We start from the raw sequence: 12,517 nt of genomic DNA, 5'->3' as shown, positions 1-12,517 counted from the left end.
AGATACAGAGTTAGGGTATGTAGGCAACCCTACTATAAGAGCTTTTAATGCACAGGGTGGCACAAACATTGGGTCTCCCTATTATGCTCCCACAACTGGAAGCACTAGTTCGTGGGGCGTAACTAACAGTACAGAAACTGTCTTATTTCGTCGCAGACAGACCGCAATTAGTTCAACTGGTAACTACATCCAATTTCGACTTGGAGCATGGGGCTCACAGATAGCGAGGGTCTGGACCAAGAAGATGAGGTAAATGTGTTCGTAAGCCTGAATGATGGGCAAACATACACTAATGTATTACGTGTAAGAGGAAAATCGGGGGAGGAGATGGGTTTTGGAATTTTACTTCAGGAACACAAAAGGTTGTCGATTTCAACCCCGCCAATACTACGGTATTTGTTACTGGGCCATCCGCCCCTGAAGGAGATGCGCCAGGCAACCGTAACTTGAATGGTAAGGGATACGATAATTTTCGTATTAATCTTCCATCAGGGATACAGTACATCAGGTTCTATATTATTGCTAACTGTGGTGAAAACGAGTTATGGACTATAGACGAAGTATCTCTCAATAGCAACAGCAGCTCCCCATTACCAGTTGAGCTAAAAAGCTTTACTGCAGCATTCTCAGCAAAAGGCACCCAGCTACAATGGGCAACGGCTTCGGAAAAGGATAACGCAGCTTTTGAAGTGCAACGTGGTGCCACGGCTGAGCAGTTTCAAACTATTGGCCGCGTCAGCGGGCAGGGCACTAGCAGCCAGGGGCATAGCTACTCGTGGGTGGACAAGCAGCCGCTGCCAGGACTGAGCTATTACCGCTTGCGTCAACTCGATTATGATGACACCGAATCTTTCTCGCCAGTAGCAGTGGTACAACAATCCACCGACCTACTCGCTGCTAGCTTCTCCCCTAATCCAAGCGCCGGATTTGTTACTCTGGCGCCAACTCTCGGCGACGTGCAATATCGAGTCCTTAATTCACTTGGGCAGTTAGTACTGACCGGCAAAGCAAGTGGCGGTAACAAAGTGGACTTGCAGTCATTGCGAACAGGCTCATACTTTCTGGAACTACATTCAGCTAGTGGTCGCAAGATCGAGCGTTTTATACGCGAGTAGCAAGATATAGTCAGCATGAAAAAGGCCCGTCCATAGTAGGACGGGGCCTTTTTCATGCTGACTATATCTTGCTACCTATAGCAGCATTCATATTTATGTTATTTATACTGAGAAGCTCTCGCCGCAACCGCAGGTGCGAGAGGCATTGGGGTTGTCGAAGTAAAAACCTTTACCGTTGAGGCCATCGGAGAAATTGAGTTCGGTACCGGCTAAGTAGAGGAAGCTTTTCATATCCACTACTACCTTCACTCCCTTATCCTCGAACTCCTGGTCCATGGGTTTCACTTCGTTATCGAAGTCGAGCTTATAGCTCAAGCCCGAACAGCCGCCGCCGGCCACCGAGGCACGCAAGCGGTAAGTTGGATCTAGCTCAGCATCGTGCATGAGCTTCTCAACTTTTTCTTTGGCTTTATCAGAAACGGTGATCATGGGGTTGGTATTCGGTGATTGTTAGTTGAACAGTAAACAGTAGTTAAAACAAAAAAGTACCCGTTTCAACTACTTATGAAGATGGGTTTAAGACTACGCTGAATACAGTGATGGTATTCAAATCGCGGCCGTAGTAGAGCTTATCGAGAGCTTCGTAGGCATTATGGGCACGGAAATAAGAAGTTTGCAACTCCTTATCGCCACGGGCGCGCCATTGAATGGTATACGAGCTTTCAGTGTCGCGGTAGCGCTGTACGTAGGTCAGCATCTTGCGCAATGCATCCAGCTTATCATAACCCGTTTCGTAGCGAAACAAGAAGCTTTGCTGGTGGCGCGGGTTTACCGTGATAAGATCTAGCCGAGTCAACCCATCCAACTGTCGGAACTCGAAAAGTAAGCTACCCGGGCCTATGCCCAGATATTGCTCTATCTGCTGCTGAATACGAGCACTTTCAACGTGTATGTCGGAAGCAGAGACGTCCATTGTTAAGAACTAGCAAGTAGAAGTTAGGAGCTAGAAAGTAGCGTATCAGCTGACTAAAGCAAATACATTCTATCTTCTAGCTCCTGAACATTGCTACTCCGTTAGTGGTGCGCCTTAGCTTCTTCCAGAGCGGGCAAGCCGTTCTTCACGCGGTAGTCGTTGATGGCCGACTTGATGGCATCTTCGGCTAGCACAGAGCAGTGGATTTTAACGGGCGGCAAAGCCAACTCTTCCACAATCTCCATGTTGTCGATGGCCAGTGCCTCGTCAACGGTTTTACCTTTCAGCCACTCCGTTGCCAACGACGACGACGCAATAGCCGAGCCGCAACCGAAGGTCTTGAACTTGGCATCGGTGATGGTATTGGTGGTTTCGTCCACCTCGATTTGTAGACGCATTACGTCGCCGCACTCGGGAGCACCAACGAGGCCGGTGCCCACGTTTTTCTTGCTCTTGTCCAGCGTACCTACGTTGCGAGGATTGCTGTAATGGTCAATTACTTTATCGGAATAAGCCATGGCTTTTTTAAGAATTAGATTTCAAAGTTCAGAATCCAGAATGTAGGACGGAGGGTTACAGACTCATTGAGTAGCAAGCTCTCCGTCCTAAGCTCTAAATTTTAATGTTCAGCCCACTCAATCTTGCTCAGGTCAATGCCTTCTTTGAACATCTCCCAAAGCGGCGACATTTCGCGGAGCTTGGTTACCGCTTCTTTTACGTGGTTAATAGCGTAATCGATTTGCTCTTCGGTAGTGAAGCGGCTCAAGCCAAAGCGGAGAGAGCTATGGGCGAGGTCGTCACTCAAACCTAGTGCCTTCAATACGTAAGAAGGCTCCAAAGAAGCTGAAGTACAGGCCGAACCCGAAGATACTGCCAAGTCTTTTACTCCCATCATCAAGCCTTCGCCTTCTACATATTTGAAGGAAATATTGGTAACGTGCGGCAGGCGGTGCTCCCGTGAGCCATTGACGTAGCTTTCTTCAAGCGTCAGCAGTTCACGCTCCAACCGGTCGCGCATAGCGCTTAGGCGTTGGGTATCAGCCACCATTTCAAGGCGAGCTAATTCACAAGCTTTGCCTAGACCCACAATGCCGGGTACGTTCAGCGTGCCTGAGCGCATACCGCGCTCATGGCCACCACCGTCCATCTGGGCCGTAACCTTTACCCGTGGGTTTTTGCGACGCACATACAGCGCTCCTACACCCTTGGGGCCGTACATTTTGTGAGCTGTGAAAGCCATCAGGTCGATGCCATCGGCAATTACGTCCACCGGAATCTTGCCAACAGCTTGCGTGCCATCCGTCATGAACAGCGCGCCGTGCTTGTGCGCAATAGCGGCAATTTCACGAATCGGCTGAATGGTGCCGGTTTCGTTGTTGCCGTACATAATAGTCACCAGAACAGTCTGGGGAGTCATGGCGGCCTCTAGCTCTTCGAGGCTGATAAGGCCTTCCGAGTTTACAGGTAGATACGTAACGCGGCCACCAAGCTTCTCAATGTGCTTGCACGTATCAAGCACCGCTTTGTGCTCGGTGGTGGCAGTGATAATATGATTGCCTTTCTGGGCGTACATCTCGAATACCCCTTTGATGCCGAGATTGTCGGACTCGGTGGCACCTGAGGTGAAGATGATTTCCTTGGCATCACAGTTGATCAGTGCGGCAATTTGGTCGCGGGCATAGTCAACAGCTTCTTCAGCAGCCCAGCCAAATGGGTGGTTACGAGAAGCAGCATTGCCGAATACTTCCGTCAAGTAGGGCATCATCGCCTCCAGAACCCGAGGGTCGAGGGGCGTGGTAGCGTTGTTATCGAGGTAGATAGGGAGCTTGAGCATGGTGCACAATCAGGTTGCAGTGGAAATCCGGTAATCAGAGGCAACCAAAGAAAACCAGTGTAGATTCATTCGAAAGTAGAACACAGAAATCAATGAAGTGGTTTTACTTTGCTGCTGCAAAAGTAGAACAAATCCAAAGAAGCCGTACTATAATTGGCGGCCCTTCATATGCTAACGAATCTCGAACACGTAGGCTTAGCTGTGCAAGACCTCGAAAAGGCTACTGCTCTGTACGTTACTTTGCTAGGACAAGAGCCTTATAAGCGCGAATACGTAGCAAGTGAGGCCGTTGATACAGTTTTCTTTCAGGTAGGAAATTCCAAGATCGAATTGCTAGCCGGAACCTCCCCGACAGCGCCATCAGCAAGTTTTTGAGTAAGAAGCCCGAAGGCATTCACCATATTGCCTTCGAGGTAACCGATATCCGAGCGGAAATGGCACGGCTACGTGAAGCAGGTTTCGAATTGCTTAACGCAGAGCCCAAGCCAGGGGCAGACAACAAGCTCGTGTGCTTTGTACATCCGAAGAGCGCCAATGGCGTATTGGTGGAGTTGTGCCAGTCGATCTGAGTTGCTGACTGTTTTAGGTTGATTGCTAAGATCAAAAACTACTAGCAAACAATTCAGCAACCAACATTCAACAAGCAAGAGTTAACAACCAGCAATCAATCTAACCTATGAGTAGCTTTTTCCGTCAGGAAGTGGATGCCGCCGTGGATGCCTTGCTGTTGCAGCAAGTAATTCTGTACCCAACCGATACGGTGTGGGGGTTGGGTTGTGATGCAGAAGTGCCGCCAGCCGTAGAACGCTTGTATAAGTTAAAGCAGCGCCCGCCTGAAAAATCATGCATCGTGTTGGTGGCAGACGAGGTAATGTTTGCGCGCTACGCCGCCGTGGTACCATCGCATCTGCCGATGCTACTCGCGGCGCAGTCGAAGCCTACCACTTATGTAGTACCTGGCAGCCGTCATTTAGCGCCCAACTTGTTGGCTGCCGATGGCACGATCGGGCTGCGGGTGGTGCTCAACGATGAATTCTGCCACAAAGTAGTTCGGCGACTAGGGCACGGGCTGGTATCTACTTCGGCCAACTTAAGCGGTGAGCCGACGCCGGGGCTGTACTCGGAAGTGAATCCTACCTTGATTCGTAACGCTGACTACGTCGTGAATTGGCGCCAAGACGAAACAGCCCGAACCACGCCCTCACGGGTAGTTCGGGTGCTAGACGATGGGGCATTGGAAGTATTGCGTGACTAGAACCGGAGTACCGACACTTCTTTTGATTTTAAATAGAATGATAGTGTGAGGCCAAGCTTAACCAACTAAACCAGTGACAAGGCTAGTAATTATCGGCGCCTTGAAGTCTAGCCAACTATAGTTAGCGGCAACAGTAAGTGGCTATTTGGTAAGAATTGAGGTAGGTAGTTCAAGGTTCAGCTTATTTGCCTGCATCCGGGCCCGGTAGCGCCGTACCGTACGGGAAATAAGAATGGAGCCAAGTAGAGTAGGGGCAATCCAGCCTGCCAATCCAAGCCAGTGAGGGGCGTCGGCAGGTAGCCAGTGGCCTAAGTTCACCACAACAAAGGCCGTTGCCGCAGAGATATAGGAGCCGCCCATGCGGACAAAGTGACGAAATATCCAGGGTTCAGAACTAGATAGCTGTTGAGTGCGCAGTCCACGCCACGTGTCAAGACCTGCAAACAAGCAGATCAACCCCCGAAGAAAGCAAAAAGAACTGCTTGTAGCCACACACCAACCACTATCATAGACAGGCCTACCACGGACGAGCCGGCGCCTAAAGCTAAGTCGGCAACTTGGAGCACGGAGCTGTGCCGACGGGCGGCTCGCCACCCAGTGAAGCTGAGGTAGAAGCTCAGAACGGCTACGCCCGTCAGAAATAAACGGCCCTGCGTGAGAGGTTGAAATACACAGAGCAGCACAGCCGTAGCGGCCACTGCCACCATGCAATACGTGTAGACCCGGCCGACCCGTACGTGCAACGCCCCACCTTTGCGGCCTAGCATGGGCACTAAACCGGCGAGTAGGGCAATGGTGCCCGCCGCAATATGAACGCCCAGTGCCGAGCGGATAAACAAGGAGGTAGTGGGCAGGGCGAAGAATGGGGCGAAATACATAGCATGCAGCCAGTTAGCGGTGAACCAGATGGAATGATGTGAACTTCAACCTTAGTCGTTCGCCAACCAATTGCAAGTCTCTGAAGTGTAGTTTATGCTGGATGGAGTGTAGAGAATAGCTACTGAGTTTGTTGGGTTGTCACCGTAAGCGCGCAGTAGCTAACTAAAGACTTAGCGCACTTAGCGCAATAGTGATGAGTGTTGAAAAGAGTACAGGTAGCCTGCTGTTTTGTTGAGCTAGGCCAACTACTTCCTGCTTTCAATTCGATACTTAGCGGACGGTTGCCGAACTTTGCCGCATGAAAACCCCGCAGCTTCCCGATCTACCTCTGTTCCGAACTATTGCTGATGCCGCCGGCGAACTAGGTTATCCGGCCTATATTATTGGCGGATTCGTGCGGGACTTAGCGCTGGCGCGCGAAAGCAAAGACGTGGATGTAGTGTGCGTCGGCGACGGTATTCGGCTGGCGCAGGAGGTCGGGCGCAAGTTACCCGGCCGGCCTCGCGTAACGGTGTTCAAGAACTTTGGAACGGCGATGCTGCCCACGCCGGAAATCGAAGTGGAGTTTGTGGGGGCCCGTAAGGAAAGCTACCGCGCCGAAAGCCGTAAGCCCGAAGTGGAAGCTGGCACCCTAGAAGAAGACTTAGCCCGCCGCGACTTTACTATCAACGCCCTCGGTCTAAGCTTGAATCCGGCCGACTTCGGCGCCCTCGTGGACCGCTACGACGGCATGGGCGACTTGCAACGCCGCACTATCCGCACCCCCTTGACCCCGACATCACCTTCTCCGACGACCCGCTACGGATGCTGCGCGCTATCCGGTTTGCTACTCAGCTGGATTTCGACATCGAGCCCGACACGTATGATGCGTTGTCTCGCAATAAGGAGCGCATCAAGATTGTGTCGCAGGAGCGAATAACCACTGAATTGAACAAGATCATAATGGCGCCGAAGCCGAGCTATGGCTTCAAGCTGCTGTTTCAGTGCGGCTTGTTGCAGCTCATCTTCCCGAAGATGGCGCAGCTCTATGGTGTAGAGAAAGTAGGCCAGCACGCTCACAAGGATAATTTCTACCATACCCTGCAGGTACTCGACAACGTGGTAGCGGCCGGCGGCGACCTATGGCTGCGTTGGGCCGCCATCTTGCACGATATCGCCAAACCCGCTACCAAACGCTACGACAAGCGTGTGGGCTGGACCTTCCACGGGCACGAAGACAAAGGTGCCCGTTGGGTGCCCGGCATCTTCACTGACCTCAAGCTGCCGCTAGGGGAGGAGATGCGCCAGGTACAAAAACTGGTGCGTCTGCACCTGCGCCCTATCGTATTGTCCAAGGAGATTGTAACTGATTCGGCGGTGCGCCGCTTGCTCTTCGAAGCAGGCGACGACATCGACCGCCTCATGCTGCTCTGCCGCGCCGACATTACCAGCAAAGACTACGACCGCAAGAACCGCTACCTGCGCAACTTCGATGTAGTGGAGGAAAAGCTAAAGGAAGTAGAGGAGAAAGACCACTTGCGCAATTTCAAGCCTGTTATCACGGGCGAAGTCATCATGCAAACCTTTGGCTTGAAGCCTTCCCGCGAAGTAGGCGAGCTAAAGGATGCAGTATTAGAAGCCATTCTGGACGGCAAAGTTCGCAACGAATACGAGGACGCATTTGCGCTACTGTTAGAACTAGGACAGCAGAAAGGCTTGGAAGTAGCACAATAGCAAAGCGGTGAACGAAAGGCTTAAGCTCTTCCGTTCACCGCTTTGCTATTGAATTAAAAAATTGAGGAAGCCCTTCGCCGTTCGGTTGCAGCACAAACGGCGAAAGAACTTCCTCGGGGGTCTGCCTTTCACTCACCAGAAAAAATGGACCCTCTTTATCGTTTCACCAGCAACATAGATGCTGGCTTTATAGTGAGCGTTGCCTCACTCACTATATATTTTTTGTAAGCTATTCTTCCAGTGCAAATTGCTTGCAGTAGATGGCAGTTCGGTGAAGGCTAGGCCCTACGCGTTAATCTTCGACTGAGCGTACGCTGGAAGCACCAGTAGCATCTTTCGTTACGTCGGAAGGGTTGCCGCTGTATTCGATTACACTAGCTCCAATGGCGTCGGCCTTCAGGCTCTCCGTGACGCGCACGCGGGCTTTGCTGCCGCCTACCATGTCGATGTCGGCTCGGCTGGCCGTGAACTCGGGAGCATCTAGTTCGCAGCCACCAGCTCCGTCAACACTTAGGGCATCCGCTTTGCCTTGCAGCGAAGCGCGGCAGGCACCAGCCAAGTCAATGTCTAGGTTGTTGAAGTCGCCTTGCAGACGGAGCTGGCTGGCACCAGCTTGCTCTACTTGAAGGTCGCCGGTGCCGAAACCCTGCACGTCGGCCTGAGAAGCACCCACCAGTTCCAGTCGATCCAACTTAGGCGTTTCGATAGTTACCAACACTTTATCGGCACCTCTCCATTTGCCGCCGCTCATGAAATTGCGGTTGCGAGACCGAACAACCAGCTTGCTGCCTTCTCGCTCTACACGCAGATCATCGAGGTGAGAGGTGTTGCCAGCCGCCTTCACTTGATACGTGCTGCCCGCCCGAATCACCACGCGGTAGGGACCTATGACGCTCACTCCATCGAAGCCCTCCTCGTCGTAGGTGCGGCGGCCGGAGCCGTAGCTGTCCTCGTTGGTGTCGAAAGCTGTGGAGCCACCGAAGTCGAGGTTGATGTTTGCCTCATCATCGTTATTGGTCTCAGTATCAGTGTCTTCGTCACTGTCATCTACTTCATCGGCGGGGCAATTGATGCATTCCAACTTGTTGCCGCGCATGCGGAAAGTGCGCTCTTCAATGTTTTCGGGGGTACGGTCGCCTACAAAGTCGTCATCGTCTAGCCAGTTCGCAAATCCTTCACTGAGGTGGAAGGTCCGGTCGCGGGGCAGGCGGACGGTCAGTTCCAACTCCTGGTCGCGGTAGCGGGCATTAGGTTGGAAAGAGAAATGGTCGTCGAAAATCAGGGTCGAGTCGCCGCGAGTCCGGACGGTATAAGCTACGGTGGTAGCAGCCGTGTTGCTGGCATCAGCTTCGGAAGAGCCTTTGGCTGAGAGGTGGCGTATCACTTCCACTGCCCGGCCACTGTCGGCGGCGGCTAGGTCTACATTTACCCACTGGTCCCACTCACGGTCTACTTGGCGGGTTTCGAGGCGCAGCACGCGGGCCCGGAGGGCAGGATACTGCTGGCTTTGCTCTACATCGGCGCCGTACTGAAACTCCCGACTCTGGCGAGCTGCGGCCACCGTGACACCAATGATGCTCAGCAGCCACAACCCGAACAACGACCAACCCATGGTGCGGCTCAGAACGGCGCGGCGCATCAGCAACCCGACGCCGAGCAGCAGCATAGCTAGGGTAGGAATACCGAAAGCCACGAAACCTGAGAGCAAGGCCCAACCGGGCACACCATTTAGGAACACATGCGCGGGCACGTCGCCGGCCATGATGTTTTGCGAGTCTGGAATCAGGCCTATGCCCACACCCAAGATAACAACCAGGGCCAGCAGGAAGCTAAACCCGAGTATGGCGAGTAGCACCCCGGCCACGATGCGTATGGCGCTGCCTACAAAGTTGAGCAAGGGGTTCAGGGCGCCAGCTAAGTCCTCGAAAAAGGTGCCTACAGGGCGGTTGTTACCCGTACCGGCTTCAAAGGCGTTGTTTCGCACATTGCTATCAATACCCGACAGCGTTACGGCGTCGCCACGCATGCGCATCTTTTCCGAGATGGTCTTGGCCTCGGGTACCAGAATCCAAAGCAGTGGATACAGGATGAAGGAAATGCCTCCTACAAACAAGCCCGCAATAAACAGCACCCGAATCAGCGTCACATCTGAATTAAGGTAGGCGGCGAGGCCAGCTGATACGCCCCCAACTTTGCCGTTGTCGGTGTCGCGGTAGAACTTCTTGTAGCTCCGGTCTTCCTGCTCCGGCGTGGCATCATAGCGCTTAGGTAGCGCAATCCAGAGGATGATGTAGGAGATGACGGATAGCGCAGCTAGCTTCTCGCCCACTTCCTCTAGCCAGCCAAGATCGTTGAAAGCCAGGGGTATTAGAATGAGCAGCCCCAGAAAACCCAACCGGATCCAGAGAGGATTGATAGCGAAGTAGCGGGCAATACCGCCAGCTACCCCGGCCACTTTGCGGTTGGCCATGTCGCGGTGGAGGCGGCGGGGCTCGTCGGTAGTGGTGGTAGTGGTATCCGTAGTGGTGCTACTGGTGCTGGTATAGCTGGTTTTGGTACCGGCGCTGGTGTAAGTGCCGGCAGCCGTGCCGCTAGCTACAGCGTCGGCGAGCAGCTCGTCGTCGTCCTCGGCGTCTTCGGCGCTTTGGAAGTCGCTCACGCGGCCCATTTTGGCGGTCATAGCCTGCACGTCGTCCAGCGAAATCACCTGCTTGATGCCGGAGAGGCGAGCAGCGAAGATTTCGGCAATACGGCCTTCGATGTCAGCCACGATTTCTTCGTGGCCACGATAGCCGCTGAAGTGGGCTTTTACTTCGGCCAAATAGCGGCTCAAAACTTCGTAGCCGTCTTCCTCAATGTGGAAGATGATGCCTTGGAGGTTGATGCTGATGTTCTTTTTCATCTCAGTCAGGGGCTGCAACTAGTCGGAAAAAAATCGGGAGGAAGGGCCGGGTGCTACAGCACGACCGGTACGGTGCTCCCGTTGGCGGAAGGCTTTTGGCGGATGATGCGGATGGAGTCCTGTACTTCTTCCCAAGTAAGGCGCAACTGTTGCAGGAAGTCCTGCCCGCCATCGGTGAGGGTGTAGTACTTGCGCGGCGGGCCACTCATCGATTCCTTCCAGGTATAATCGAGCAAGCCGGCATTCTTGAGGCGCGTGAGCAGCGGGTAGAGCGTCCCCTCCACCACAATCATGCGGGCTTGGGTTAGTTCTTCGAGCATATCGGACGCATATACCTCGCCGCGGGCGATAATCTCCAGGATGCAGAATTCCAGAATTCCCTTCCGCATCTGCACTTGGGTGTTCTCTACTTTCATGGGCTTGAGGCGGTAGTCGGTGAAGAATGAGTCAAAGATAATGGAAGGTACTATGTAACGCAAGGTACTGTTGAAAATAATTTTCGAGACAGAGGATTACTCGCTTCAGAAAGAATAGGAAAAGGCAGATTTAAGGCCCCTAGGCGGTTTTCACCCGTTAGCACATTGGTGCAAAAGGCAGTGAGCGCACACTTAATTGAGTGTTTGAGTTAATGTCAATATGGTGTTGAAGTATTTTGTCACTTCGCATAGCAGCCAGATTACTTAGCTGCCGTCCTCACCTTAACTCATTGGTAATAGGCTAATTTATGAGGCATGTAAAGCGTGACGTACTAATATGTAGTACCTTGCGTTGAAAAGCGGACTACCTGTTTTTAGCCCATTTTTCCATGAAACACTTCTTCTATACTACTGCGCTGCTATTCGGTGCCAGCGGCTTGCTGTTTCTCGCGCCCACGGCTGCTTCGGCCCAGGATACAACCCCAAAGTATAGCAACGAATTTCTGAATATTGGTGTCGGAGGTCGGGCGTTGGGTATGGGTAAAGTACAAGTTAGTCTTGCCCAGGATGCTACTGCTGGCTATTGGAACCCAGCAGGTTTGCTTAACCAAAAAGCGAAGTACGATGCCGTTCTGATGCACTCCGAGTTGTTCTCGGGCATCGTTAAAAACGACTACGCGGCCTTCTCCATGCCGCTCGACGACAAAAGCGCCATTGGCATTAGTGCCCTGCGCCTCGGCGTCGATGACATTGCGGACACACGCAACCTGATCAATGAGTACGGCTACATTCAGTACGACCAAATTCGCTACTTCTCCGTGGCCGATTACGCAGTGTTGCTGTCCTATGCCCGCCGGATTGGCAACATCGAAGGGCTTAAAGTCGGCGCCAATGCCAAAATAGTGTATCGCAACGTCGGTGATTTTGCCAATGCGTGGGGCTTTGGCATTGACGCGGGAGTGCAGTACGACAAAAACGACTGGCACTTCGGCCTCATGGCCCGCGACATCACCACTACGGTCAATGCCTGGACCATCAATTCGGAGAAGCTGAACCCCGTGCCAGGGGACCCTACCGTAATACCAGCCAACAGCACCGAAGTGACGCTGCCACGCTTTGTGCTTGGTGCGGCCCGGTTGGTAAAGCTACCCGGCGAGTTTACTGCCTTGGCGGCTGTCGATTTGGAATTGACCACTGACGGGCAGCGCAATACACTTGTATCAAGCAAGCTGGCCAGCATTGACCCGCGGGCGGGCTTGGAAGTTGGCTTCAAGAATTTGGTGTTTCTGCGGGGTGGTGTGAGCAACTTCCAGAAAATCAAAGCATTTACCAACAAGGAGGAGTGGAAAATGCAGCCCAGCCTTGGAGTAGGAGTGGCCTTGAGTGGCCTGCGTCTGGATTTGGCCTTGTCACAACTAGCCATTGAGAAGCTTGGAGGCCGCACGCAAACCAACAATCTCATCGTGTCGCTCGGCTACGGCATCAAGTAA

11 protein-coding genes and 2 pseudogenes are annotated in these 12,517 nt (G+C 52.8%); 5 read left to right on the top strand and 8 right to left on the bottom strand.

All coding sequences use genetic code 11. The annotated features are described in order from the left end of the window. The first annotated feature begins 446 nt into the window (after window positions 1-446). Complete coding sequence (locus MUN86_RS15175; protein WP_245118909.1) at window positions 447-1,115, top strand: T9SS type A sorting domain-containing protein; 669 nt, start codon at window positions 447-449, stop codon at window positions 1,113-1,115. Window positions 1,116-1,217: 102 nt separating this feature from the next. Here MUN86_RS15175 and MUN86_RS15170 read toward each other — a convergent pair whose 3' ends face one another. From MUN86_RS15170 to MUN86_RS15155, 4 genes are all read right to left on the bottom strand, one after another. Next, the gene (locus MUN86_RS15170; RefSeq protein ID WP_245118908.1) at window positions 1,218-1,544 is read right to left on the bottom strand and encodes a HesB/IscA family protein; all 327 of its coding nucleotides are present in this window, start codon (window positions 1,542-1,544) and stop codon (window positions 1,218-1,220) included. Between the two features lie 73 nt (window positions 1,545-1,617). Then, complete coding sequence (locus MUN86_RS15165) at window positions 1,618-2,028, bottom strand: hypothetical protein (RefSeq protein WP_245118907.1); 411 nt, start codon at window positions 2,026-2,028, stop codon at window positions 1,618-1,620. A 101-nt stretch (window positions 2,029-2,129) separates the two neighbouring features. After that, the gene (iscU, locus tag MUN86_RS15160) at window positions 2,130-2,546 is read right to left on the bottom strand and encodes a Fe-S cluster assembly scaffold IscU (protein WP_243796088.1); all 417 of its coding nucleotides are present in this window, start codon (window positions 2,544-2,546) and stop codon (window positions 2,130-2,132) included. 101 nt (window positions 2,547-2,647) lie between these two features. Then, a complete protein-coding gene (locus MUN86_RS15155) occupies window positions 2,648-3,862 on the bottom strand; it encodes an IscS subfamily cysteine desulfurase (protein ID WP_245118906.1) in 1,215 nt (404 codons plus the stop codon). 168 nt (window positions 3,863-4,030) lie between these two features. Here MUN86_RS15155 and mce point away from each other — a divergent pair. Together mce and MUN86_RS15145 are read left to right on the top strand one after the other, a co-directional pair. Next, window positions 4,031-4,431: pseudogene (gene mce, locus MUN86_RS15150) on the top strand (methylmalonyl-CoA epimerase). 107 nt (window positions 4,432-4,538) lie between these two features. After that, on the top strand, window positions 4,539-5,117 hold the full coding sequence (locus MUN86_RS15145) for an L-threonylcarbamoyladenylate synthase (RefSeq protein ID WP_245118905.1): 579 nt from the start codon (window positions 4,539-4,541) through the stop codon (window positions 5,115-5,117). A gap of 141 nt (window positions 5,118-5,258) precedes the next feature. Here MUN86_RS15145 and MUN86_RS15140 read toward each other — a convergent pair whose 3' ends face one another. Together MUN86_RS15140 and MUN86_RS15135 are read right to left on the bottom strand one after the other, a co-directional pair. Beyond that, entirely contained in the window at window positions 5,259-5,477 is a 219-nt protein-coding gene (locus tag MUN86_RS15140) for a hypothetical protein (protein WP_245118904.1), read from the bottom strand. Between the two features lie 92 nt (window positions 5,478-5,569). Continuing rightward, window positions 5,570-5,995 carry a DUF2306 domain-containing protein gene (locus tag MUN86_RS15135; RefSeq protein ID WP_245118903.1) on the bottom strand — a complete coding sequence of 142 codons (426 nt, stop codon included), beginning with the start codon at window positions 5,993-5,995 and terminating at the stop codon, window positions 5,570-5,572. 299 nt (window positions 5,996-6,294) lie between these two features. Here MUN86_RS15135 and MUN86_RS15130 point away from each other — a divergent pair. Continuing rightward, window positions 6,295-7,709, top strand: a pseudogene (locus MUN86_RS15130) (CCA tRNA nucleotidyltransferase). 292 nt (window positions 7,710-8,001) lie between these two features. Here the strand turns inward: MUN86_RS15130 and MUN86_RS15125 are convergent. Continuing rightward, window positions 8,002-10,611, bottom strand: a complete 2,610-nt coding sequence (locus MUN86_RS15125; RefSeq protein WP_245118902.1) for a GIN domain-containing protein — start codon at window positions 10,609-10,611, stop codon at window positions 8,002-8,004. 53 nt (window positions 10,612-10,664) lie between these two features. Then, entirely contained in the window at window positions 10,665-11,027 is a 363-nt protein-coding gene (locus tag MUN86_RS15120; protein WP_245125756.1) for a PadR family transcriptional regulator, read from the bottom strand. A gap of 389 nt (window positions 11,028-11,416) precedes the next feature. Here MUN86_RS15120 and MUN86_RS15115 point away from each other — a divergent pair, with 389 nt between their 5' ends. Then, window positions 11,417-12,517 (top strand): putative type IX sorting system protein PorV2, encoded by a 1,101-nt coding sequence (locus MUN86_RS15115; protein WP_245118901.1) that lies wholly within the window; start codon window positions 11,417-11,419, stop codon window positions 12,515-12,517.

Origin of the sequence: Hymenobacter volaticus (assembly GCF_022921055.1) — a bacterium.
GTDB classification, from domain to species: domain Bacteria; phylum Bacteroidota; class Bacteroidia; order Cytophagales; family Hymenobacteraceae; genus Hymenobacter; species Hymenobacter volaticus.
Note: the sequence above shows the minus strand (reverse complement) of the source record. Positions and strands in the feature narration are given on the sequence as shown.